At 67.0% G+C, this 23038-nt stretch carries 30 protein-coding genes and 1 tRNA gene; 8 read left to right on the plus strand and 23 right to left on the minus strand.

The features are described 5' to 3' along the window. The first annotated feature begins 111 nt into the window (after positions 1–111). Positions 112–1071, plus strand: a complete 960-nt coding sequence (locus CH42_RS05435; RefSeq protein WP_053352211.1) for an Lrp/AsnC family transcriptional regulator — start codon at positions 112–114, stop codon at positions 1069–1071. Between the two features lie 232 nt (positions 1072–1303). Here CH42_RS05435 and CH42_RS05440 read toward each other — a convergent pair whose 3' ends face one another. The 5 genes from CH42_RS05440 to CH42_RS05460 form a co-directional block, all read right to left on the minus strand. Next, positions 1304–1591 carry a hypothetical protein gene (locus CH42_RS05440; protein WP_053352212.1) on the minus strand — a complete coding sequence of 96 codons (288 nt, stop codon included), beginning with the start codon at positions 1589–1591 and terminating at the stop codon, positions 1304–1306. A 141-nt stretch (positions 1592–1732) separates the two neighbouring features. Continuing rightward, complete coding sequence (locus CH42_RS05445) at positions 1733–3082, minus strand: M18 family aminopeptidase (protein ID WP_239683956.1); 1350 nt, start codon at positions 3080–3082, stop codon at positions 1733–1735. Between the two features lie 4 nt (positions 3083–3086). Continuing rightward, complete coding sequence (locus CH42_RS05450) at positions 3087–4631, minus strand: leucyl aminopeptidase family protein (protein ID WP_053352213.1); 1545 nt, start codon at positions 4629–4631, stop codon at positions 3087–3089. 109 nt (positions 4632–4740) lie between these two features. Further along, the gene (locus CH42_RS05455; RefSeq protein WP_239683957.1) at positions 4741–6195 is read right to left on the minus strand and encodes an ABC transporter permease; all 1455 of its coding nucleotides are present in this window, start codon (positions 6193–6195) and stop codon (positions 4741–4743) included. Further along, positions 6192–6974 (minus strand): ABC transporter ATP-binding protein, encoded by a 783-nt coding sequence (locus CH42_RS05460; protein ID WP_053352214.1) that lies wholly within the window; start codon positions 6972–6974, stop codon positions 6192–6194. Before CH42_RS05460 ends, CH42_RS05455 begins: the two co-directional genes overlap by 4 nt. Positions 6975–7182: 208 nt before the next feature. On the opposite strand from CH42_RS05460, the gene CH42_RS05465 reads away from it, so the two are divergent. After that, positions 7183–8232 (plus strand): LLM class flavin-dependent oxidoreductase, encoded by a 1050-nt coding sequence (locus CH42_RS05465; protein WP_053352215.1) that lies wholly within the window; start codon positions 7183–7185, stop codon positions 8230–8232. Positions 8233–8405: 173 nt separating this feature from the next. Here CH42_RS05465 and CH42_RS05470 read toward each other — a convergent pair whose 3' ends face one another. Further along, complete coding sequence (locus CH42_RS05470) at positions 8406–9038, minus strand: maleylpyruvate isomerase family mycothiol-dependent enzyme (RefSeq protein ID WP_053352216.1); 633 nt, start codon at positions 9036–9038, stop codon at positions 8406–8408. A gap of 62 nt (positions 9039–9100) precedes the next feature. Between CH42_RS05470 and CH42_RS05475 the strand changes: the two genes are divergently transcribed. After that, on the plus strand, positions 9101–9550 hold the full coding sequence (locus tag CH42_RS05475) for a GNAT family N-acetyltransferase (protein ID WP_053352217.1): 450 nt from the start codon (positions 9101–9103) through the stop codon (positions 9548–9550). On the opposite strand, the gene CH42_RS05480 is transcribed toward CH42_RS05475, so the two are convergent. Continuing rightward, positions 9522–10025 (minus strand): ASCH domain-containing protein, encoded by a 504-nt coding sequence (locus CH42_RS05480; RefSeq protein ID WP_053352218.1) that lies wholly within the window; start codon positions 10023–10025, stop codon positions 9522–9524. The two genes, CH42_RS05475 and CH42_RS05480, sit on opposite strands and share 29 nt — an antisense overlap. Positions 10026–10046: 21 nt before the next feature. Beyond that, positions 10047–10535 carry an SRPBCC family protein gene (locus tag CH42_RS05485; protein ID WP_053352219.1) on the minus strand — a complete coding sequence of 163 codons (489 nt, stop codon included), beginning with the start codon at positions 10533–10535 and terminating at the stop codon, positions 10047–10049. Between the two features lie 199 nt (positions 10536–10734). Here CH42_RS05485 and CH42_RS05490 point away from each other — a divergent pair, with 199 nt between their 5' ends. Genes CH42_RS05490 through CH42_RS05500 form a run of 3 tightly spaced genes read left to right on the plus strand, consistent with a single transcriptional unit; the run spans position 10735 to position 12841 of the window. Then, entirely contained in the window at positions 10735–11454 is a 720-nt protein-coding gene (locus CH42_RS05490) for a VIT1/CCC1 transporter family protein (protein WP_053352220.1), read from the plus strand. A gap of 59 nt (positions 11455–11513) precedes the next feature. Continuing rightward, positions 11514–11912 carry an MGMT family protein gene (locus CH42_RS05495; RefSeq protein ID WP_053352221.1) on the plus strand — a complete coding sequence of 133 codons (399 nt, stop codon included), beginning with the start codon at positions 11514–11516 and terminating at the stop codon, positions 11910–11912. Next, positions 11909–12841, plus strand: a complete 933-nt coding sequence (locus CH42_RS05500) for a LysR substrate-binding domain-containing protein (RefSeq protein WP_053352222.1) — start codon at positions 11909–11911, stop codon at positions 12839–12841. The genes CH42_RS05495 and CH42_RS05500 overlap by 4 nt, the downstream gene beginning before the upstream one ends. 48 nt (positions 12842–12889) lie before the next feature. On the opposite strand, the gene ypfJ is transcribed toward CH42_RS05500, so the two are convergent. The 13 genes from ypfJ to CH42_RS05565 form a co-directional block, all read right to left on the minus strand. Then, positions 12890–13780, minus strand: coding sequence for a KPN_02809 family neutral zinc metallopeptidase (gene ypfJ, locus CH42_RS05505; protein WP_053352223.1), 891 nt, complete (start codon positions 13778–13780; stop codon positions 12890–12892). A gap of 250 nt (positions 13781–14030) precedes the next feature. Further along, positions 14031–14106 (minus strand) — tRNA-Arg (locus tag CH42_RS05510). A 20-nt stretch (positions 14107–14126) separates the two neighbouring features. Beyond that, positions 14127–14348 (minus strand): hypothetical protein, encoded by a 222-nt coding sequence (locus tag CH42_RS05515; protein ID WP_053352224.1) that lies wholly within the window; start codon positions 14346–14348, stop codon positions 14127–14129. Positions 14349–14410: 62 nt separating this feature from the next. Further along, positions 14411–15265 carry a phage major capsid protein gene (locus CH42_RS05520; protein WP_053352225.1) on the minus strand — a complete coding sequence of 285 codons (855 nt, stop codon included), beginning with the start codon at positions 15263–15265 and terminating at the stop codon, positions 14411–14413. Positions 15266–15437: 172 nt separating this feature from the next. Next, positions 15438–15947, minus strand: coding sequence for a hypothetical protein (locus CH42_RS05525; RefSeq protein WP_053352226.1), 510 nt, complete (start codon positions 15945–15947; stop codon positions 15438–15440). A gap of 11 nt (positions 15948–15958) precedes the next feature. Further along, on the minus strand, positions 15959–16540 hold the full coding sequence (locus CH42_RS05530; protein ID WP_053352227.1) for a hypothetical protein: 582 nt from the start codon (positions 16538–16540) through the stop codon (positions 15959–15961). Further along, positions 16537–17301, minus strand: coding sequence for a hypothetical protein (locus CH42_RS05535; RefSeq protein ID WP_053352228.1), 765 nt, complete (start codon positions 17299–17301; stop codon positions 16537–16539). The genes CH42_RS05530 and CH42_RS05535 overlap by 4 nt, the downstream gene beginning before the upstream one ends. After that, entirely contained in the window at positions 17298–17552 is a 255-nt protein-coding gene (locus CH42_RS05540; RefSeq protein WP_053352229.1) for a hypothetical protein, read from the minus strand. The genes CH42_RS05535 and CH42_RS05540 overlap by 4 nt, the downstream gene beginning before the upstream one ends. Further along, positions 17549–18007 (minus strand): hypothetical protein, encoded by a 459-nt coding sequence (locus CH42_RS05545; protein ID WP_053352230.1) that lies wholly within the window; start codon positions 18005–18007, stop codon positions 17549–17551. Before CH42_RS05545 ends, CH42_RS05540 begins: the two co-directional genes overlap by 4 nt. Before the next feature lie 234 nt (positions 18008–18241). Continuing rightward, positions 18242–18613 (minus strand): helix-turn-helix domain-containing protein, encoded by a 372-nt coding sequence (locus CH42_RS17020; protein ID WP_082309308.1) that lies wholly within the window; start codon positions 18611–18613, stop codon positions 18242–18244. Further along, the gene (locus CH42_RS16560; protein WP_053352232.1) at positions 18499–18858 is read right to left on the minus strand and encodes a hypothetical protein; all 360 of its coding nucleotides are present in this window, start codon (positions 18856–18858) and stop codon (positions 18499–18501) included. The genes CH42_RS17020 and CH42_RS16560 overlap by 115 nt, the downstream gene beginning before the upstream one ends. Beyond that, positions 18855–19463, minus strand: coding sequence for a hypothetical protein (locus CH42_RS05560; protein WP_053352233.1), 609 nt, complete (start codon positions 19461–19463; stop codon positions 18855–18857). Before CH42_RS05560 ends, CH42_RS16560 begins: the two co-directional genes overlap by 4 nt. Positions 19464–19533: 70 nt before the next feature. Next, positions 19534–19773 carry a helix-turn-helix domain-containing protein gene (locus tag CH42_RS05565; RefSeq protein WP_239683958.1) on the minus strand — a complete coding sequence of 80 codons (240 nt, stop codon included), beginning with the start codon at positions 19771–19773 and terminating at the stop codon, positions 19534–19536. 35 nt (positions 19774–19808) lie between these two features. Between CH42_RS05565 and CH42_RS05570 the strand changes: the two genes are divergently transcribed. Then, positions 19809–20459 (plus strand): helix-turn-helix domain-containing protein, encoded by a 651-nt coding sequence (locus tag CH42_RS05570; protein ID WP_156322476.1) that lies wholly within the window; start codon positions 19809–19811, stop codon positions 20457–20459. Next, on the plus strand, positions 20446–21570 hold the full coding sequence (locus tag CH42_RS05575) for a tyrosine-type recombinase/integrase (RefSeq protein WP_053352236.1): 1125 nt from the start codon (positions 20446–20448) through the stop codon (positions 21568–21570). Before CH42_RS05570 ends, CH42_RS05575 begins: the two co-directional genes overlap by 14 nt. A 167-nt stretch (positions 21571–21737) precedes the next feature. Here the strand turns inward: CH42_RS05575 and CH42_RS05580 are convergent, their stop codons facing one another. Together CH42_RS05580 and pip are read right to left on the minus strand one after the other, a co-directional pair. Continuing rightward, complete coding sequence (locus tag CH42_RS05580) at positions 21738–22013, minus strand: hypothetical protein (protein WP_053352237.1); 276 nt, start codon at positions 22011–22013, stop codon at positions 21738–21740. A gap of 45 nt (positions 22014–22058) precedes the next feature. Then, the gene (gene pip / locus CH42_RS05585) at positions 22059–23036 is read right to left on the minus strand and encodes a prolyl aminopeptidase (protein ID WP_204374529.1); all 978 of its coding nucleotides are present in this window, start codon (positions 23034–23036) and stop codon (positions 22059–22061) included. Positions 23037–23038: the final 2 nt, after the last annotated feature.

Consider the following 23038-nt stretch of genomic DNA (forward strand, 5'->3'; position numbering starts at 1 on the left):
ATACGTGCGTGGGTATGTTGCATTCGCCATTGATTCGCGTGCGATGTTGCCCGGTTCCGCGTATTTTGGTTTCTGCGGTGCGCGAGACTCGGCACCTGCAGAAAGCGAACCATGCAGCCGATCACCCGACGCGCCGAGCCGGCGCGCAGCCAGCAGCGTGTCAGCGAACTCGACGACTTCGATGCCGCGCTCATCCGTGCGTTGCAGAGCGACGGGCGCGCAAGTACGCAGGCGCTCGCAGTGCAGCTCGGGGTGACGCGCGACTTCATCGCCGCACGCCTCCGACTGCTTACGGAGAGCGGCGGGCTGCGCATCGTCGCCGCACTCGACCCCGGGTTCGTCGGTCACAACCTGCTGGTGCACGCGAAGGCCGAGGTCGACGGGCCGGTCGCACCCATCGCGCGCCGCATCGCCGAGCTCCCCGACGCCGTTTTCGTCTCGATGGCGAGCGGGCCGCTCCCCCTCGTCTTCGAAACTCGGCACGGCGACAGCTCCGAACTGCACGACATGCTCGACCTCGTGCGGGCACTGCCGGGGGTGCGCCGTGTCATCGTGTCGACCTACGTCGAGGTGTTCAAGGGATTCTTCGTGTCTGAAGACAAGCGAGATATCGCGCTGGATCGCATCGACTACGAGCTCATCGCCGTGCTGCAGCAAGACGGGCGCACCAGTTACCGCGCCCTCGCCGAGACCGTGCATCTCTCGCCGTCATCGGCGCGTGCCCGCGTGCACCGCCTCATCGACGCCGGCGTGATTCGCATCTCGACGATCAAGTCGGGCGGCATTCTGCGCAGCCGCATCGCGATCGGCGTCGGCATCACGGTGAACGGTGACCCGGCGGCCGTGCGTCAGTACATCGTCGACTCCCCCGACATCGACTTCGCGGTGCGCGCGCACGGCAGCTTCGACTTCATCGCGACGATGGTGGGGCCGTCGCCCGCGCACCTCTTGTCAGTGATGGACGCGATGCGCGCCCTGCCGGGGGTCAGCGCGCTCGACTCGTGGACGCACTACGACGTCATCAAAGAGGATTACGCGCGCACGCTGGGCCGCGTGCTCGTCCGCGCCTGACGCGGGGCGCCGCGCATTGCGACGGCCCAGGCGCGAGCTCTCGGGTATCGCGGAGTCTCAAGCGCGAACCCCTCCGAAGTCGCCGAGCGCTCCCTTTCTGCACGCGCACATCGCAGGGGCTCGGCGAGATGAGGGGCGCTCGGCGAGACTGTGACACCGCAGCCGGCGCGGAGGCAGCCCGTGCGACCGGTGTGGGCGCGGCCGCAACCGGCGCAGGCGCGTTCGATGCGGGTCAGAAACCGCCGAGGGCGCGCTGTACGCGGCTGAGCGAGATGTTCTCGAGCAGCAGCACGCCTGAGCTGGTGCGCTGTTCGAAGTGGTACCCCATCTTGCCCTGGCGCAGCATGCCCATGAGCATGGGTTCGGCTGCGTTCCACATGATCCAGGTGGGCAGCCCGTCGGCGTTTTTGCCGAGGTAGGTGATTTCGATGTCGCGAGTGCCGATGCGCTGAACGTCGGGCATCAGCTTGTTCTTGGAAAGGGCGACGCCCCCGTTCTCCGCCTGCTGCATCTCGCTCATAGCACGATCCTAGCGAATCACTCCAGGTTCGGGCAGAGAAACGGCCGATCACGCGCTGATCAGTTGATGGGATTGCGCATCGGCGACCGAAATGGCATCACGCGCGAGCGCGCGCACGCCTTCGGCCGCCGATGCAGTGACTCATGCGCGCTGGAAGAAGGAGCTGGTGACCTTCGCCAGACCGTAGAGATCGTCGACGTGCGCGAGCTCGCGCGCGGAGTGCATGGAGAGCAGCGGTACACCCACATCGACGGTGCGAATGCCGATGCGCGTCGCCGTGATCGGGCCGATCGTCGACCCGCAGGGCACGGTGTTGTTCGACACGAACTCCTGCGTAGGCACCTCCGCGTCGGCGCTGAGTCGGCTCCAGAGCGCGGCTCCGTGCGCGTCGCTCGCGTAGCGCTGGTTGGCGTTGCGCTTGAGCATGGGCCCGCGACCGGCGAGCGGTCGTACGCGCGGGTCGTGCTTCTCGCTGTAGTTCGGGTGCACCGAGTGACCGGCGTCGGCCGACAGGCACCACGAACCCGCCAGGGCGCGTGCAGCATCTTCTCCGGTCGCGCCGAGCCCGAGGCGGAGACGGTCGAGCACGTCTGACAGGAATGGACCGGCTGCGCCCGAGCGCGTGTTCGAGCCCAGCTCTTCGTGATCGAATGCCGCGATCATCGAGATCGTGCCGGGTTCGGGTTCGGTCTCGAGTAGAGCGGCAAGACCGGCGTAGGTCGAACTGAGGTTGTCGAGTCGCGGTGACGCGAAGAGCTCGGCGTTGGCGCCGATGCGCTGCGGCGCCTGCGTGTCGTAGAGGCGCACGTCGAGACCGACGAGGTCATCGACAGTGAGCGCTGCGCGCGCTGCCGATCGCGCGGCCGCGCGGCCGCGCCCAGAACCCGAGCGACCGCCACCGAGCTCGCGCACGAGCAGGGCGAGCACCGAAAGTTCTTCGCCGGCGAGACCGATGATGGGCTGTGTGTGCCGCTGCTTGTCGAGCGACAGTTCTGCGTTCTGCGAGCGGTCGAGATGGATCGCGAGCTGCGGAATGCGCGCCACCGCGCCGGTGCGCACCAGGTGCTCGGCACCGTCACGGGTGACGATGCGCCCGGCGAACCCGAGGTCTCGGTCGAGCCACGAGGTGAGCAGCGGCCCGCCGTAGACCTCGACGCCGACCTGCGCCCAGCCGTCGGCGGTGAAGTCGGGTTCGGGCTTCACGACGAACCCCGGCGAGTCGGTGTGCGAGCCGAGCACGCGCACCGGGCTGAGCGCATCGACGTCGGCCCCGGCGCGCCACGCGATCACTGCACCGTCGCGCCGCACGAAGCCGCGACCGCCCGCCTCAAGCGGAGCCCACCCCTGCGTTTCGTCGTGATCGGCGAAACCGGCTTTCGCGAGGGTTTCGGCGAGCGCACCAGCGGCGTGGTACGAGCTCGGCGACGCCGAGACGAAGTCGGCGAACGCACTGATGTAGGCGTCGCGGTCAGCGAGCACAGAACGGGCCACCGGGTTACTCCTTCGTTGCTGCGCCGGCAGACGGCGCAAAGTTGCAGGCGTACTCGGCGAGCAGGCGCGCACCGAAGCCGGTGGAGCCGACCGAGCGCCACAGGTCGTCGCTTTCGGCCTGCATGGTGCCGGCGATGTCGAGGTGACCCCACGGGGTACCGTCGACGAACTCGTTCAGAAACAGAGCGGCGAGGATCACACCGGCGTACTGCCCGCCGATGTTCGAGAGGTCGGCGACGTTCGACTTCAGCTGCTCGCGGTAGCGGTGGTCGAGCGGGAAGCGCCAGATGTTCTCGTCGGTCGCGTCTGCCGCCGCCTGCAGCTGCGCTGCCACGTCGTCATCGTTGGCGAGCATCGCCGCGGTGCGCGTGCCGAGCGCCGCCATCGCGGCACCGGTGAGCGTGGCGATGTCGACGATCGCGTCGGGGCGACGATCGGCGATTGCGCGGTCTTCAGTGGCGAGCACGAGGCCGTCGGCCATGACCAGGCGCCCCTCGGCGTCGGTGTTCTTCACCTCGACGGTCTTGCCGCCGCGAATGGTGAGCACGTCGCCCAGCTTGGTGGCGCTGCCCGAGGGCATGTTGTCGGTGCACATGAGCCAGCCGGTCACAGCCGTCGTCGCGCCGAGATCGCGCAGCGCGGTCATCGACGAGAACACCGAGCCGGCGCCCATCATGTCGAACTTCATCGCTGCGTGCATCGCGTTCGAGGGCTTCAGGCTGATGCCGCCCGAGTCGTACATGATGCCCTTGCCGATAAGCGCGAGGTGCCCGTCGGCGTCGGCGGGGCGGTAGGAGACCTTGATCATGCGCGGCTCTTCGATGCTGCCCGCGTTGACGCCGAGCAGACCGCCGGCGCCGAGCTCGATGAGCTGGGCGCGGTCGAAGACCTCGACCTCGAGGCCGAAGTCGGGCGCGAGGCGCTCGATGACCTCGGCGAACTTCTCGGCGCTCAGGTGGCGCGGCGGGGTGTTTGCGAGATCGCGCGCGATGCTCGCGGAACGGGCCAGGATCAGGCCGCGCGCGACGCCCGAGCGGGCGGCCTCGGCGTCGGCTTCGGTCACTCCGATCGCGAGGGAGGCGAGTGCCACGGTGTGCGCGTCGCCCTTCAGGGCGTCGTAGCGGTACCGCGCGAGAATCGCACCCTCGGTGACGGCGAGCGCCGCATCGGCCGCGCCGAGCTGGGCCGCGCCTGCGAGCACCTCGGTAACATCGACGCCGAGGTCGGCGACCTCGCGAGCAGCGCGCGTGAACGCGGCGACCGCGTCGCGCAGATGAGCTGCCGACTCGATGCCCGAGCCGGTGCCGACCAGCACGCGCAGCTGCTCGCCGGGCAGCACGAGGGTCTGGTTCTTCGCTCCGGTGAAGCCGGCTGCGGCGAGCGCGTCACGCGTGACGCCGCCGAGCGCCTCGGGCAGGTCGCCCTCGCTGGGGACGAAGCTCGCGACGGCAGCGGCGCCGTCGAATGCGGCGCCCGCGACGACGCGCACGTCAGCGCTCGCGGAAAGAGAAGGGACGGGATCGAAAGCAGGGTCAATCACAACGGTCATGGCGATAAGCCTAGACCTCGCCGCCGACATTTCTGCGGGTCGCGCCGAGCGTTCACTCTCCGCTCAATCGCCTCGCACACAGACCCCCGCCCCGCGCGACGACACCCGATCATTCCACTCCCAGCGCGGCGACCGGAGAGAGCCGAATTGCGCGCCTCGCCGGAGCCGTGGCGGCGATGATCGCAAGCGCGATCCCTAACGTCACCACCCCCGCCAGCACCGGCCAGGGAATCGTGGGCGGGGCGATGCCGGCCTGAGAACCGAGCAGCGACTGCGCCGCCACCCAACCATAGAGAATGCCGAGCCCCAGGCCGAAGCCGAGCGCGGCGAGTGTCATCTGTGCGCTCTCCGCCATGATCATGCGGCGCACCTGACCGCCGGTGAAGCCGAGCGCGCGCAGCAGGCCGAGTTCGCGGGTGCGCTGCAGCACGCTGAGCGAGAGCGTGTTCACGAGCCCGACGGCGGCAATCACGGCGGAGAATCCGACGAGTCCCGTGAAAATAGCAGTGGTGATCGCGAGGGTCTGATCGAGCGTGTCGGCGAGCGCCGGATCGTTCGCGAACGCCCGGAGTGTCATCGAGTGGTAGCTCTCGAGCGCCACCGCGAACATCGTCACGAGCGCCACCCCGATCACGAGACCAATCGTCGAACGGGCACTGCGGTCGGGGGTGCGGACGGCGTTCGCTGCGGCGATCCGCCCCGTCGGGCTACCGCCGAGCAGACGGCCCGTCGCCCGCAGCAGCATCGGCATGATGAGGTGCGCACCGACCACGATGCCCGTGAACGAGCCGAGCCCGCCGAGAAACGCGACGAACAGCCCCAACGGTGTCACCATGCCGACGAGCAGACCGAGTGCGAGGCAGCCGATGCCGGTGGCGATGAGGATCAGCGCCCACACCGTGCGTCCCGTCCGCTCCCGCGCGACCGACGGCGCCGGCTCCACCGCGGCTCCCGTCGCCGCGATCGGCGAGACGCCGGCGACGCGGCGCGTGCCCACCCAGGCGGAGAGCCACGTCGTCAGTGTCACGATCACGACCGCGGCGAGCGCGAGCGGATCGAACAGGGGGTAGTCGCGGCCAAGCGGCAGCCACCCCCACTCCGGGCCGAAGCCGGTGAGCACCGCGACGAGTGCCTCGGCGACCACGAACCCGAGCAGCGATCCGAGCGCTCCCATCATGAGGCCCTCCCCGGCGACCCGCACGCGCACGTAGCGAGACGTCGCACCGAGTAGTCGCAGCAGCGCAATGCTTCGCACGCGCCCGGCGATGACCGTCGCGAATGTGTTCGCGGTGACGACCGCGCCGACGTACAGCGCGATGAGTACGAAGATCGCACTGACCATCAGCAGCACGACGCGAAACGTGCCCGATTGCTCGATGAGTTCGGGATCGAGCGCGGCCGTCAGCACCCCGGTGCCCAGAATCAGGGTGACCGCGAACAGGGTCGCGAGCGCCGCGACGATAATGGTCGCCGCGTGCTCGCGTATCCGGCCGCCGGTGTGGGCGCGCGTGCGGCGGCTGGCCCGGCTCGATGCCGCGCTTAGGCCCCGGCCCCGGCGCATCATGAGGCGGCTCCCGGCGCATCCTGCGTCGCTTCGAGCCCGAGCATCGTCTCGGAGATCTGCGCCGCGGTCATTGCGCCGCGGTCGGCGACGATGCGCCCATCGGCGAGAAAGAGGATGCGGTCGGCGTGGCTCGCAGCGATCGGATCGTGCGTCACCATCGCGATGCTCTGCCCGGAGTGATCGACCGCCGACCGCAGCAGGCGCAGCACGTCGCGCCCCGTGCGCGAGTCGAGGGCGCCCGTGGGTTCGTCGGCGAAGATGACGTCGGGGCGGGTCGCGAGGGCGCGGGCGATCGCGACCCGCTGCTGCTGACCGCCCGAAAGCTCGTGGGGGCGGTGATGGGCGCGATCAGCGAGCCCGAGACCGTGCAGCAGTGCATCGATGCGTTCGATTTCGGCGCGATCCGGTGCGACCCCGTCGAGCTGAAACGGCAGCAGGATGTTGCCGCGCACGTCGAGGGTGGGCACGAGGTTGAACGATTGAAAGACGAAGCCGATCCGGCGCCGCCTCAGCTGCGTGAGCGCGGCATCGTTCAGGCCGGTGATCTCGTCGTCGCCGAGCCAGACGCGCCCCGTCGAGGCGGTGTCGAGACCCGCCATGACGTGCATCAGCGTCGACTTGCCTGACCCCGACGGCCCCATGATCGCGGTGAACTGGCCGCGCTTGATGCCGATGGAGACGTCGTCGAGCGCGCGCACCCGCTGCTCGCCGTCGCCGTAGTGCTTGCCGAGGTTCGCGACGAGCGCGACCATTCCCATGTCACTCGGTTGAATCTGCATGCTTCGAAACTATGAGCGGGCGCGCCGTTGCGGATCGTGCCCCGGTACCGACGCGGGTGGCCCCCTGGTGCCGCTTTCGGGTCGGGGAGCCGGAGTGGCAGGCTGCTGTGGGTGGCGGTGTGCCTGCGTCGGGGCGGATCGCTGGGCGCCCGGAGATCCCGAACTATATGCGCGGGAATATACTTCGTCGCCCGCCGTTATACCGGGCATGAAAGCATTCGGATTCCTGTCATTCGGGCACTACGGCCCCGTTCCCGGCTCACGTGTGCGCACCGCCGGCGACATGCTGCGCCAGACGGTCGAGCTCGCCGAAGGAGCAGATGAGATCGGCGTGAACGGCGCGTACGTGCGCGTGCACCACTTCGCGCGCCAGGCCGCGTCGCCCATTCCCCTCCTCACCGCCATGGCGGCCCGCACGAAGCGCATCGAAGTCGGCACCGGCGTCATCGACATGCGCTACGAGAACCCCCTCTATCTCGCGGAAGAGCTCGCGGCCCTCGACTTGCTCGCCGACCAGCGCATTGCGATCGGGATCAGCCGGGGATCCCCCGAGCCCGCCCTGCGCGGCTACGAGGCCTTCGGCTACGGCGGTTCCGACGACCCCCGGGGCGCCGACCTCGCCCGAGACAAGTTCGACCTCTTCCTGCGTGCGATCGACGGCGAACCCCTCGTCGAGAGCGACCCGCAGATGGCCCCTCCCGGCAAGCTCGCGATCGAACCGCGGTCGCCGGGCCTCCGCGACCGCATCTGGTGGGGTGCCGGATCGCGCGAATCCGCCGAGCAGGTCGGCCGGCAAGGCGTGAACCTCATGAGCTCCACCCTGCTCACCGAGGCGACTGGGCAGCCGTTCCACGTGCTGCAGCGCGAACAGATCGACCGCTACCGCGAGGCCTACCGTGAGGCCGGACACTCGGGCACGCCCCGTGTCTCGGTCAGCCGCAGCGTGTTCCCGATCGTCACCGCAGAAGACGAGGCCTACTTCGGGCTGCGCTCGCGCGAAAACATGGACCAGGTCGGCGTCATCGACGGATTCCGCTCAACCTTCGGCAAGACCTACGCCGACGAGCCCGACCGGCTCATCGCACAGTTGCAGGCCGACGAGGCGGTCATGGCGGCCGACACCTTAATGCTCACGATCCCGAACCAGCTCGGCCCCGAGTACAACCTGCACGTGCTGCAGGCGTTCGCGGAGCACGTGGCGCCGGCGCTCGGTTGGAAGCCGAACACCGAGGGCCCGGTGCAGGGAGACGCGGCGTAAGCGCTACCGCCCAACGCGCACTGCCAGCACGGAGCGCAACGCGTATCCGTGCAATCGATCAACCCCGGTCGCGTTCTTCGCGCACCGATTCAACGAAACGCATACAGCTCCGGCGCGCAAGTGTATGCGTTTCGTTGAATCGGTGCCGGAAGATCGTGCTGCGGGAACTGCAGCTACCTCCCGAAACGCGCCGCGAGCTCCGAGAGCCCCGGCCCCGAGAGCTGCGGGAGGAACGCGGGGCGCCCCGCCATCACCATGACGAGTGCCAGCAAGGGGCCCGTCACCTCCGGCCCGTCTCCCGAGACGAAGTCGGCGTCGCTCGCGACGAGGCGCAGTCCGCGCACCATCTTCTTGCTGTTGACCGCGAAGTCGCGCGTGGAGAAGAAGCGTGCAACCTCGAGCACGCCGGCCTGGTGCGGTTCGAGGGCGATGCCCAGCGGAAATGCGATGTCTTGGCCGTGCACCACGACCTCGCCGAGGAACGCGGCATAGTCGCGGGTCGGAGCAACCTGGCTCGGCACGGCATCCCGGAAGCGGGCGAGCGTGCCGGGCGCATCCGTTCCGCGATAGCGCTCGATCAGTCGATCGTTGTGCTTGGCCGGGTCGAACCCGGCGCGGACGATACTCACGATCCACGCCACCGTGCCGGTATTCGCCGCGGCGGTGAGGTGCGCGACGACCTCCTCGATGGTCCACCCGTCACAGAGCGAGGTCGAATCCCACTGCGCCTCGGTGAGGCCGGAGACCGCGGCAGCCAGGTCGGCCCGTTCGCGCCGAATGAGGTCCCAGTAGTCCGCTGCGTGCATGCCGTACCCTCTCCTCGATCGACGCTGCTCGACCCGAGTGCGCCGGTCGATATTCTGGCACGGTGATCCGACATCTCGAGCGACACGACCTGGCGACTCCGGCGTTCCGGGCGCTGCTGTGGCTCGCCTGCGAGGCCGATGCAGACGAACTCGATCGCATCATTCGCGCGGAGCTGCCTGAGCTGCAGGTGCTCGGCTGGTACGCAGGCGGTGAGCTCACCGGTTTCGCGGCGTACCACGATGCACCCGAGCGAGCGACACTCGAGTACATCGCGGTCGCGGAGTCAGCACAGGGCAGAGGAGTCGGCCGCTCGCTCATCGCACACGTCGCCGAGTCTGTCTCAAGTGCATCGATCGTCGCGGAGACCGACGATGACGCGGTCGCGTTCTATCGCCGTCTCGGGTTCGACGTGCAGCCGTTGCTCGAGATCGATCCGCGATGGCCGCAGCGCCGCCGCTACCGATGCACGCGGTCGACGAACCTCAGCCGCGCGCGGGGTAAACAAGCCTGAATCGCTCACAGATCACGGGCATATCGGCAGCGAACCCCCGCGGATTCTCGGAGTAGGCGCGCCAATAGCGCTCGTGCGCGGCCCGCCAGTACTCCAGCGAACGATCGCCTTCGCCCTCCGAATGCGCATGCTCGGCCGTGACCTCATCAAATGGCACGATCTCGATCCCGGTCGTCACGAGCACCGCACGCGCAATGCCAGCCCCGTCGAGAATGACACTGTAGTCACCGACAGCGGGCATCGGATCGCCCGTGGCCTCATAGTCCCAGAGCGACGAGGCGGTGCCGGTCTTCACTCCAGCCAGCACGAGATCGAGCAACTCGTCAGCGTGCTCGGGCGTCGCTCCGAACGCCCAAACCTCGGGGAGCCGTTCGGGCAGCCCGGGCGACTCGGCACGACGCGCGAGCCAAAATGCGATGATGGCCGTGTCGGCGGCTCCCGAGGTCACGGAGTCGGGCAATGAGTCAACGGCCATGTCGTGTGCTCTCCGCGCCCCTCACATCGCCAGGTAGGCTTCGCGCAGCGAAGGGTAGTACTGATCCCACCCCGGCCGCTCAGTGCCCTCGGTCGCCGCGACGAGCAGGTCGAGGTAGTACTCCCACCCCGGCCCGATCTCACCGACTTCGTCGTCGGCGTCGAGGTGGTGCACGAACGTCAACAGTGAATCTTCGTCACCGTCGGCTTCAAGGTGCAGCTCGAGGCGCCACCCGCCGACCTCGGCATCTGCCTGCAATGCGAGGAAACGGGGTTCGTCGCACGCCAGAATCTTCATGCTGATCGCTGGCTCGTGCTCTTCGAAGCGCATGCGCACGCGCACGGCTCCCCCGGGCCGGCCATCGCCCTCCCACGGCCCAAACCATTGCTCAGTGAGCTCGGAGTCGGTGAGAAACTGCCACGCCTCGTGGTCGGAGAGCGCGAGGGAGCGCACCAAGATGAGGTCGCGGCCTCCGACCGTGGGCACGACGCGTCCGCTGGTTTCGGTCATGGCAGTCTCCTGTTGCTGATTCGCGGCCGGTGCCGCACCTCTCCAGCGTAGGGGGCGCCACCGACACCGTCGAAAAGTTCGTGGCCTCGAACTCCGAGCGACGGGGCGCACGAGGTCTCGACCCGGCTTCTCCCTCGCGACGAGAACTTGCTACGGTAGCGGGTCGGGCATCGACTCAGGGGCCGAAGGGAACGCAATCATGAGCGACATCAACCTCGCCAATCCGCACGAGTACGATCATCGCCACGCCGATGTCACGTCAGGCTGGCTGCGCGCCAGCGTCTTCGGGGCGATGGATGGCCTCGTCTCAAACCTCGGGCTCATCGCCGGCATCGCGGCCGCGGGCGCCGCACCGCACATCGTCGCGATCACCGGTATCTCCGGGCTCATCGCCGGAGCCATCTCGATGGCGCTCGGCGAATTCACCTCCGTGCGCACCGCGAACGAGCAGCTCGACCACGAGGTGCGCACCGAGCGCGAGGCGCACCTGCGCAACCCCGAGGGCGAGAAAGCCGAGCTCACCGCGCTGCTCGAGAACCTGGGAGTCGAACCCGGCATCGCGGTCACCGCCGCCGAGCAGGTCCACGCGAATGCTGATCAGGCCGTGCGCGTGCACCTCCTCTCCGAGCTCGGGGTGAGCCCCGAAGAGAAGCCGTCGCCCTGGGTCGCGGCGTTCTCGTCACTCGCGGCGTTCGGCATCGGTGCGCTGATTCCGATTCTGCCCTTCATCTTCGGCTTCGGCACACTCGGCTTCGGCCTGGCGTTCGGCGGCGTCGGCCTACTCATCGCGGGAGGCCTCGCCGCCCGATTCACGAAGCGGAACTGGATCATGGGCGCCGTGCGTCAGCTGGTGTTCGGCGGCATCGCGGTCGCCGTCACCTACACGATCGGTTCGTTGCTCGGGGTCTCAACCTCGTAGTCTGCGCGTGGGGCGGTCTGACGAGTCCGAGTGTCGGCGGCACCGCGTAGTCTGGTCGCATGCCGTCCGCTGAATTCGTCGAAGCCGTGCTCGACGTCGTGACGCGCATCCCCGCGGGTCGCGTCATGACGTACGGCGACGTCGGCATCGCGATCGGGTCTTCGGCTCCGCGCGCCGTGGGCCGGGTGATGGCTCTCTATGGTCACGCCGTGCCCTGGTGGCGTGTGATTCCGGCGAGCGGCAATCCTCCGCAGGGGCATGCAGAACTCGCCCTGCCCCATTACGCCGAAGAGGGTACTCCCATTCGGCTCACCGGAGCGGCCCGGGCCGGCACCGCGGCCGCGGTGTCACAGGCTGAGCTCACGGCGCGCGCCGCACGCACGGGCGAGTATCGCATCGCCCTCTCGGCAGCCCGCCTGCCCTACACGCACGAGATTTTTGGAGAGGTGGCGCTGTGAGCGACACGACGATCGACCCCGCATCCGGCGCAACTGCGCTCTCGGCAGACGCCGGCGCTCCCCTCGGCGCTCCGACCCCGATCAGGCTCGGCTTCGCCCGCGGCATCGCGCCGAGCAAATGGGCACGACGCTGGAAGGCGGCGACGCCGGGGCGCAAGCTTGAACTCGTACCGCTCGAGGTCGCCTTCGGGTCGGGCCTCGACGCACGCAATGCCGACACCCGTGCCACGGCCGAGGCCTGCGACGTGCTCATCGAGCGCACGGCCCCCGACGGCCGCCCCGCCGGCGCCTCAACTGGCACGGGCCCCGATGGCGCCCCGCAGACGCGGCACGCGATCCGGTTGTACGCCGAGTCGATGGCCCTGGTGGTGCCCGTCGATCACGAACTCGCGAAGCAAGAGTCGGTCAGCCTCGCCGAGATGCAGTTCGTCACGCTCCTCGACCACCCCGACCACCACGCCTCCTGGCCCGCAGCGGCAGCGTGGGAGAACCCGGAGTGGATGCCGAAGCACCCTCGGGCGGCCCTCGCACTCGTCGCGACCGGGGCGGGCGCGATCCTGCTGCCCATTCCACTCGCTCGCCACCTCGTCTCCAAGCGTGAGCACGTGGTGCTCCCCGTGCGCCCCGAACCCGGCGACACCCCACTCGACGGCCCGGTGGTGTGGGCCGTCTGGAGCACCGAGCGCGACGACGACACCGTGCAGCACCTCGCCGGCATCTTGCGCGGTCGCACCGCCAACAGCTCCCGCGAGTCTGCACAAGCCGAGGCCGAGCAGACGCGCCGCACGCCGCGCGTGCAGGCGCAGCCGAAGAAGCAGGCTCCGAAGCTCAAGCCGAATTCTCGGGGTGCGCAATTGCAGGCGGCCAAAGATAAGGCCGAGCGCAAAAAAGCGGAAGCCCGGCAAGCCAAACGACGTAAGCGTCGCTGACCCGACCGGGCGCGGGTGCCCCATGCGAGAAGCCCGGGGCTGCCGCGCTTACAACTGCGACGCGCTCACGTCGAAGGTGCCACAGGCGGTCGGGCCGTTCTCGTAGCCCGTCATGAACCAGCGCTGGCGCTGCTCCGACGTTCCGTGCGAGAAGCGCTCGGGGTTCACCTGCACCCCGGCGGATTCCATGATGTGGTCATCTCCCACGGCTTCCGCCGCACTCATCGCGTCGGCGATCTGGAGCTGCGTGACGGGCTTCAAGAACGAGACCCCATTGTCGTCTGTCACGTTCGACGCGTTCTGTACCCAGGCGCCCGCGAAGCAATCGGCCTGCAACTCAAGTCGCACCGAACCTGACGACGCGCCGGTCTCTCGACCGGCGCCCTGCAGCGAGCCGATCAAATTCGAGATGTGGTGGCCCCACTCGTGCGCGAGCACGTACATCTGCGCGAGCGAACCGTCTGACGCCCCGTAGTCCTTGCTCAGCGTGTCGAAGAACGCCACATCGACGTAGATCGTCTCATCACCGGGGCAGTAGAACGGCCCGGTCGCCGACGACGCGGTGCCGCACGGCGACTGCGTCTGACCACTGAAGAGCACCACCGGGCCCGGAGCACGGTAGTTGCCGACCTGCGTCGCCCAGTAGCGATCAAGCGAGTCGGCAGTGGCGGCCATGCGGCACTCGTCGTCGGTATTTGCGTCGGTTCCGTTCTTGCATGACGCGAGCACCTCCTCAGCTTCGGAGGAGGTCGTGCTTGCACCCGCTACCTGCTGCACCGCCGGAGCGAACTGCGTGAGGTCGAACCCGAGCAGTTGCGAGCCGATCGCAAGCAGCAGTGCGATACCGATGCCGCCGCCGGCGATCATGCCGCCCTTCGCGGCACCGCTGCGCTTCCGAACCTTCGAATTATCGATGCTCACATTGTCATTGAACGTCACAGGGATTCCCGTCTGTTGTTGCCCATACTCGTCTACGTTGATTTCATGCCGATTTTCAACGGTTCGTTGTTGTCGAGTTTAGTTCTGTCGCGTTCGTTTTGCGGACTATCTGCGGACTGAGTGCGGACTGCTGGGGCGTGGTGGAAAAAGCTGGGGAGAGAACGGCCCTATGCACCGGGAGGGCCGGAGAGCCGCGCCGAGGGGTGTACCCCCTACCGACAAGAGCGGTGCACATCGGAGTGCGGATGAGTGGTGCCCCCGGAGAGATTCGAACTCCCGACCGGCGGATTAGAAAGCCGCTGCTCTATCCACTGAGCTACGGGGGCGGATGGCGCTACTGGTGCAATCAGATGGGTTCGGACGTCGCGCCGGTCTCTGAGAACGAAACACGTTCGAGCAGCGGGTCGCCGCCCTGGTAGCTGAGCCCGATCGTGCTGCCTCGCAGTAGCGACCAGGTGTCGCGGTCGGCGTCGTAGCGGTACTCGATCGCACCATCGGTGCAGAACACTGCTCGTACTTCATCCGTTCGCCCATCGATGAGGCGGAAGTACTTACGGTCGCTGGTCACGGTTTCAGCCTATCCGTGCTGGGTGCGGGCATCAGAGGCCCGCACCCAGCACTTTGATCAGGTCAGGGGGTGTCGGGTTCGAGCAGGAACTTGCCGAGTCGGTTGGGTCGCACAAGGTTCCAGCCGATTCGCCAGGTGCAGCGCATCGCGACGCTGTCGCTCTTGAAGTAGACGTGCTCGCTGAGAGCGGTCTTGACCTCACCGACTGCGGCGGCGATCGCGTTCTTATCGAGGATGAGCCCCTGGTTGTGGGGCATCGATCGGTCGATGAGCACCGGCAGGTTGAGCAGCTGTCGCGCTGCGTCGCTCGCTCCCGCACCGAGCAAGCTCTCGTTCGAGTCGGTGCGTGTCTTGAGCTTCCGCAGACGGGCCCAGCTCATCGGGTTGAGCACGATGTGCGAGGCTGCGCCACCGTTCTGCTCGATGACCGAGATCAGGTCGACCAGAAGATCCAGGTTCGTGATCGGGGCAGTGGGCTCCATCACCGGGATCTCTGCGTGATTCAGGATGCCGGCAGGCGGAGTAACTGCGGGCGACGTCGGCGCGGGCTGGGTGAGAAACGCCTGATTTGCCTTCCGCGTGATCGCACGGGTGACGCTCTGCGAGATCAGATCGGGCGTGTTCACCTGCTCAGCCTGCTCGCGCGAGAGCTTGACCAGTTGCGTGATCTTCCCGGTGTGCACGACGACCTCATCGAGCTCCGGATCAGACTCGGAGATCTCCGCACCTTCGGCCGTGAAGGATGCCTCCGCATCGTCGATGAACGGGACGCGCACCGCAGGAGCGTCACCCTCGATCGACCCGGCGACGGTTGCCGCCTGCAGAATGAGCGCCTCGGGTGCGGCGTCGGTGGCGGGGAAGGCGACGATGTCGGGCGACCAGGCGGTCGCCGTGGTGGAAGTGGTTGTGGTTGCCATGGTAGATGGCCTTTCCGGTGGCGCGAGAACGGGCCACCAACGAGAGTGTGATCCGCCGGTGACCTCGGGCCTACCGGGATGCCGCGCTGCGGCTTCCGTGGCGCTGCGCCGGCCCCTCTGGGGTCTGCGGCGAGCGCGCGTGCTTATCGTACACCGGTGGATTTCGTGGCGTTCAGTCGCGGTCGCGTTTCACGTTGAAGCCTTGAGCGAATGAGCGTGCTGGGTTGCCGGCGTGGGTGGAGGTGCCTGCTTCGCTTTCGATGATGAGTCGGGGTGCGGGGTGTGCTGATTCGAACATGTATGGTGCGGTGTCGCGGAGCTGCTCGAGGTGGTTGGTCACCGCGGTGGCGTCGAGGTGTCCGTCGGGGGTGTAGAAGCCTGCTGCGGTATTGAAAGCTTGAGCGATCGCGTCGGGGTGGAGCTTGAGTCTGGGTTCGAGGTTGAGGCCGGGGATCTTCGTGTGGAGCAGTTCGAGGCGGGCGGTGTCGCGTTCGGTCGTGGCGGTGTCGCGTTCCTGCTCTGCGGTGCGGAGTTGCCGGCGGTACTTCGCGGCTTCTCGGTTCGCGCTGGCGGGTTCGGCTGGTTCCTGCTCGGTAGGGGTAGGTGCCGGTGTTGCTGCGTTGGGGGTGTCGGTGGTGGCGTCGATGATGCTGTCGTCGTTCGCCGCGAAGTCGGTGCTCATGGGTCTCGCTTTCAGGTTTGGTTCTCGCAGTGGGTGCAGATCCAGCCGCGGTGTTGTTCGGTGTTGATGGGGATGACGGTGCGCTGCCCGCAGATCCGGCAGAGGCCGGCCTTTTGAGCGTTGGTGAGTTGTGCTCTGGATCGGAGTCGGTCGATGAGGGTTGCGAGCTCGTCGAGAGGCTCGCGGTAGTGAGGGTTGAGTGCGATGGGCCATGCTCGTGATCTCAGCCATGCGAGCACCGCGGTGGTGTCGGCGGTGATGCTGCGGGGATCGATGCTCTTGTAGCCGCGGACGACTTCGAGGCCGGCTTCGTGGGTGAGGTGTTGCCGGCTTCGGCAGGTGGGCGGTGTGCTGTTGGTTCGTTCGGCGACGTCGTCGACGAGCGCCCAGAGCACTGACCAGAGGTTGTCGAGATCGTCGAGACGGTCGACTGCCATCGGGGTGGTGGTGCGGGTCTTGGTGCCGGTTACTCGTTCGGTGAGCTCGTGGTTGCGGGAGCTGTGGAGCTGCTCGTGCAGGCTGCTTACGAGCAGTGGGACGAACGAGAGGTAGCTGGCGAACCAGGCGGGTCTATCGGCTGCGTTGAGGCTCACGCCGTGGCCTGGCGCAGCTCTCGGGAGCGGGCCGGCCTGAACATGTAGGGCTTGCTCTTGGCGAGTTCGGTGATCCGTTCGCGGAGTCGTTCGTGGTCGAGGCGTCCCACGTTGGTGAAGTACTCCGATGGGTTGGGAAAGGCGTCCGTGACGGCGAGCGGGTGGAGCAGTTGACCGTTCGGTGCGGGGTATCGGTTGAGGGCGAGCTGCATGATGTCGCGGCGGGCTTCGGTGAGCAGCTTTGCGTCGGCAGATACCGGTCCCGGCTCGGCGGTGTGGACGCGCACGAGCTCCTGGCGCAGCTCGTCGCGCTCTCGACGGATCTCGTCGCGTTCTTCGACGACCTTCTGAAACTCGGCTGATGGAACGTAGTCACCGGTGGGGGCGGTCGTTTCGGCTGAGGGCTGAGCGGTTTCGGCGGGGTTCGTCACGGGGTCCTCCGTTGTGGTGGGTCGGGTAGTGATGGTGGGCCAGAATGCGCCCGTGGGTTTAGCGGCCGCGGCATAGGCTGCGCACGGGTGGCGGATCGGGCAGAGCTCGCAGACTGCGGCGAGCGCGTCTCGATCGTCTGGGGTGAGGGTGTCGGCGATGAACTTGTCGTTACCGGCGCAGAGCGGCGTCGCGCGGTCGAGCGCTTCACCCAGGAGGTTCCACGCGACTGCTGCCGCCGGCTTCATGGGCGAGCCGAAGTACTCGGCCCGCCCTGGGGTGTCGTCGTCGCGCGGTGCCGAGTGCTCGCGAGACGACTCGGGCGAGCTCAAGAGTCGCCATCCTCCGGTCGCTGTGCAGATGGGTGCCGCTCTCTTGACGTGCCGGTCTCGTTATCGATGCGCTGCCAATTGCCGCGCAGGTGCGCCAACGACGGCACGGCGCGGGCTGCGCGGTCGCGGGCGATGCGATCGCCGACGATGCGATCGATCACACGTCGCGCTCGCCGCCGGTCTTTGGCGCGGGCTGCAATGTATTCTTCGGCTTCGGCGTCGGTGCAGCGGTATTCGTCGGGGAGGCTCATTCGTCGTCGTCTTCCTCGAGGTGCTCGTCGATGATGGTGAGGATTTCGGGCTGCTTCGTGGCTCCGCGCAGATCGATCTCGTGTTCGTCGGCGAACGCGATGAGCTCCCCCGCTGTCCACTCGGCGTTGGGTGCTGCGGTGTGCTGCAGCTCCTGCTCGAGCTCGTGCTCCGACTCGTGCTCCGCCTCATCCACGGGCGGTGTCTCTGGTGCCGGCGGTGTCTGCTCCGCTGCGGGTCGCTTGCCTCGCTTCGTTGCCGGTTTCGTGGCCGGCGCGGGCGCTGACTTCCGCGGCGCACGCTTAGGCTTCGCGGGGGCGTCGTCGACCGGCGCCCAGGTGGGACCGAGGTCCGCGGCGGAGTCCGTCACGGTGATGATGCTCGCTCCGTCGGTGTAGCGGCGGGCGGTCGTCGGTAGAACGGTGTCGTCGGCGAGGTTCGGGGTCGGGTTCGTCATCGGGTTTCCTTCGTGTTGGAGTTATCCACAGGGATCGATTCAGGGGTGCGCGCGCACGCGCGTTGGTAGTTAAAGAACTGGTTGTTCAGTGGCTGTTCCTCTTGCCCGTCCCGCTCCGGGACTTAACCCCACCGGAGCGGGACTCAACCCCGTCCCGCTCTGGGATTAGGTAAAGTCCCGGAGCGGGACTGAACCCGTGAGGGTTATCCACAAAGTTGAGTCTCAGAGCGGGACTCAAGTCCTGATTCGGTAGAGCGTCGAGGTTCTGCCGCCGTTGCCTTCGCGTCGGTACCGGGCTTCGCGTTCGATCAGGTCGCCCGCTTCGAGAGTGTCGAGCGCTCGGCAGAGCGTCGATCGCCCCAGTCCGGTGTCGTCGGTGAGCGCGGCGAGACTCGGCCAGCATTCGCCCTTCTTGTCGGCGTAACTCGCGAGCACCATCAGAACGCACTTCTGCGGTGCCTTGAGCCCTCGCACTTCCCGCGCCCATCGGATCAGCTCGAAGGCGTCGCGGGCCAAGGTGCTGTCTTGTGCTCCGGCACGACCTCCCAGAGCCGTGCAGAATTGCCGAGCGCCGTGGTGGACCTCTTGCCGGTGTCCCTGATCCATCCGGCGCGCGCGAGCTCGCTGCGGGCTGTTCTGAGGTTCTGCGGCGAGCGCGGTGGGTTGCCGGCGTTGAGGTAGGCGTCGACGAGCTGCTCGTCGGTGAGGGGTCCGCGCACGCGCAGCTGGTGCATGATTGCGGCGTGCAGCTTCGCCCGTCGTCTGCCGATGGTGTGGAGTGCCGCGAGCGACGTATCGGGGCGCGAGCGTCTCTCTGGCTCGTCGGGTAGGAGCGTCGGGTGGGTGGTCACGAGATCACCGTCTGACCGGCCTCGTGGTTGATCACCGTCTGCACCGCCTGGTGAGCGCTGATGTAGCGGCCCGTGAGCCTCTCAAGCACGGCCCGAGTTGCGAGAGCTTCTTCGAGCTCAATCTCGAACGCTTCCACGCCGCCGTAGACGAAGAAGCCGGGTGGGTCGACCGTCATCTTGCCGCTCTCCAAATCAATCGCGAACCGTTGAGTCACGGTGCCTGAGACGCCTGCTGAACGGCACTCTGGCGATTCAGCAGTAAGTGTGAGAGCCGCCGGCGACCCTGAAAGTTCGCCCCGCACCGCAGCCCACTTGGAACGAGCCCATGGAGGGGTCGGCAAGGGCGGCTCCGGCTTCGTCACGAATTCGCTGTTGAAGTAGGACTCGCCGAGCAGTCCGGCGAGCGACTGATCGATCTCGAGACCGTTTTCCCCCTCGACGAAACCGCGCTGCCATTCGTTGAGCTGCTCTCTCGCTGCGTCAGTGACTCGCGGATCGTCAAGGCTCGTGATCGGCGCGCCGACGGTGTTCGCGAGATCGCGCATTTCGGCGAGCCATTTCGCGAAGGCTTCGCGGGTGTCGGGGGTGTCTGCGATGATATTCATGACTGGTTTCCTTCCAAGGTGATTTGGTCGTTGCCCTCGGCGCGGTGCTTCGCGTCGAGGGTTTTTGCGTCTATCGAATGCGCCATGACGTGCCCTTCGCAGTATCACCGCGCTCCGCTGCGGCCGCGGCGAACGCGGCTTCGATGTAAGCGTCGATATCGGACGATCGGAACATGCGCCGACCGCCGATTTTCGCCGACAGAGGCGCACTGCCGTTATGGATCATCCATCGAAGCTGCGCCGGCGTCTTCCTCAGGCGCTCTGACGCTTCCTCGACGGAGAGCAGCTGCTCAGGCTCTGCTGTAGTCACCACGTTGCCCCAATCTGGTTTATCTTGAATCGTTCATGATTTTCATGAACACCGAGCACATTACCAACGCATTCAAGATTTCTCAACACCTATCAACAAAAAGCCGTAAACTCGGTTGCGTGACCCTTGAAGAACGAATCGCACACAACGTCCGCCGGCTTCGCGGTGATCTGACCCAGAGAGAACTCGCCGACGCAATGTCGGCGCGTGGCTGGAAGTGGCAGCATCAGACAGTCGGGATGATTGAGCAGGGCAATCGGTCCGTGAAACTTGCTGAGGCCCTCGACCTGGTCGAAGTTCTGCAGCTACGCGATTTGCAGGAGCTCACTGCAGACCCTGGAGTCGGCGAGGCGAAACGGGCGTGGCAGCGCGCATACGACGCACACGAAGACCTCTTCGACGCGGCGCGAGAGCTACAAGATGCGCAGTACGAGCTCGCTTCGTTGTTGAGCTATCTCGAGGACGAAACGAACGAAAGTTTGCCATTCAACGATGAGGCGATCGATCTGGTGCTCGGTTGGTCCCCGGAGAGTGCGGTGAAGCTGGCCTATCCGAAGGACCCCGGCGTTGCAGAGGGCGAGGCCGTCAACCGATGGATGAGTCATTTGCTCGCCGGGCCGTACGGCGAGCGCCTACGAGCGCTCTCGGATCGCGAATCGGCTCGGGAACATAATGGCGAGCGTTAAACGTCAGCCGAGCGGGAAGTGGCGTGCACGGTTCCGCGATGATGCTGGTCGCGAGCACGCACGTCATTTTGAGACGAAGCGCGATGCGCAGCGGTGGCTCGATGAGGTCACGGCGTCGCAGTTGACGGGCCAGTACGTCGATCCGTCGGCGGGCAAGGTGACGCTCGAGCGATACTTCGCGGAGTGGTCGGCGCGTCAGATCTGGGCGCCTGGCACGACGAAGTCGATGGAGCTCTCTGTCTCGACGTGCTCGTTCAAGGGCACGGAGTTGCGCCGGCTCCGGCGGTCGCACGTCGAGGGCTGGGTCAAGAAGATGGATGACGACGAGCTCGCACCCGGAACGATCCGCACCAGGCTTAACAACGTGCGTGCGGTGCTGAAGTCTGCGGTGCGCGATCGCTACCTTGCGATCGACCCGACAGAGCGCGTCGCACTCCCCCGCGCTCGTCGAAGCGAGCACGCGATGGAGATCCCGACAGCGCAGCAAGTCGGCGCGCTCCTCTCGGGCGCTGACAGCCATTTCAGGGCGCTCGTGGCCCTCTGCGCGTTCGCGGGCCTGCGGCTCGGCGAGGCGGCCGCGCTGCGGCTCTCAGACGTCGATTTCCTGCGTCGTCAGATCACCGTCGCACGACAGATGCGCCCCGGTATCGAAAAAGGATCGCTCGAGGTCGTCGCGCCGAAGTACGGGTCAGAGCGAATCGTCTTCGCGGCCGACGAGCTGCTGCAGATCATCAACGAGCATCTCGCCGACGTCGGCACCTTCGGCGGCGAGCGCTATCTGTTCATGGGGAAGGCCGGCTTGCCGCCGTCGCGGGGCATGCTGGCGTATCAGTGGAAGAAAGCGCGTGACGCTGCCGGCGTCGATGGTGTGCGGCTGCACGATCTGCGGCACTTCTACGCGTCAGGGTTGATCGCGAACGGTTGCGACGTCGTGACGGTACAGCAGGCGCTCGGTCATTCGAAGGCGACGACCACGCTCAACACCTACAGCCACCTGTGGCCGACGGCGGAGGACAAGACGCGGGCCGCGGTCGGGGTGCTGGTCCGCGAAGCTCTGGCGAATTCTGCGGACTCTGTGCGGACTGCGGAGGCCGGAGTCACCACAGCGTAAGGGATCGGAGCCGATTCCCAACGTTGTCATTGAACGTCACGGCGGTTCCTGTCCGTCAGTGGGGCGGTGGAGCGCGCGCGATCAGCGAGCCCGCAACGCATCCGTTGATCCAGATTGTACTGAGAATTCACCGTACGCGCCGCCTCGTTCGCGCGGTCCTACCGAGGTCAGTCTCGACGCACGTTGAGCAGCTGCCACCCGTCGGGCACCTGCGCACGCAGCTGATCCAGCGTCTCCGCTTCGATTTCACGCAGCCCGTCGCGACGAGCATAGGTACCGACGGCCGAGATCGCAGTCTGCCCTTTCAGCATCGCCACCGGCGCCAGGATGAGATCGAAACCCTCAGGCCGAGCGGCCGCGAGCTTCTCCTGCACCTCGGGCAGGCCCTCGCCCGTGACTTCGGCCTGAACCAGTTCAATCTGGCGGATGGTGGCGTGCAGCATGCTTCGAGACTATCGTCGCAGGCTCCCCGCCCGGTACCACCGGAGCTACGCGTCGGCGAATCGGTCGGTCGCGCGCACCAGGGCGTCGACGATGCCGGGCTCGCTGGCTGCGTGGCCGGCATCGGGGATCATCTCGAAGTGCGCTTCGGGCCAGGCGCGATGCAGATCCCACGCGGTCTGCGGCGGCGTGCACGCGTCGTATCGCCCTTGCACGATCACCCCGGGAATACCGGTGAGCTTCGTAGCCGCATCCCGGATCAACTGCCCGTCTTCCATCCACCCGTCGTTGCTGAAGTAGTGGTTCTCGATGCGCGCGAAGGCGACGGCGGCAGCCTCATCGGCACGCGCTGCAGCGATGCTCTCGGTATCGGGAATCAGACGGATCGTCGAGTTCTCCCAGACGGTCCAAGCCACTCCGGCGGGCACGTGCACCTCGGGGTCTGCGTCAAAGAGACGGCGGTGATAGGCGGCCACGAGCTCACCGCGCTCCGCCTCGGGGATCACCGACAGGTACTCTTCCCAGACATCCGGGAAGAGGTTTGAGGCGCCCTCCTGGTAGAACCAGTGGATCTCGCTCTGGCGCAGCGTGAAAATGCCGCGCAGCACGAGCTCGGTCACCCGATCGGCGTGCGTCTGCGCGTACGCGAGCGAAAGAGTCGACCCCCACGAGCCACCGAAAACCTGCCAGCGATCAATGCCGAGGGACTCCCGCAGACGTTCGATATCGGCGACGAGATGCCACGTCGTGTTCGTCGAGAGGTCGGCGTCGGGGGCACTCGCGTGCGGAACGCTGCGCCCACACCCGCGCTGATCGAAGAGCACGATGCGATAGCGCTTCGGGTCGAAGTACCGGCGGTGGTCGGGTGAGCACCCACCGCCGGGGCCGCCGTGCAAGAACACGACGGGCTTCCCGTCGGGGTTGCCGCAAGTCTCCCAGTAGATCTCGTGGCCGTCACCGACCGCGAGCATTCCCTGCGCGTACGGTTCGATCGGCGGATACAGTTCTCGCAGCGTCTCGGTCATGA

It is taken from the genome of Leucobacter musarum subsp. musarum (genome assembly GCF_001273845.1).
Taxonomy (GTDB): domain Bacteria; phylum Actinomycetota; class Actinomycetes; order Actinomycetales; family Microbacteriaceae; genus Leucobacter; species Leucobacter musarum.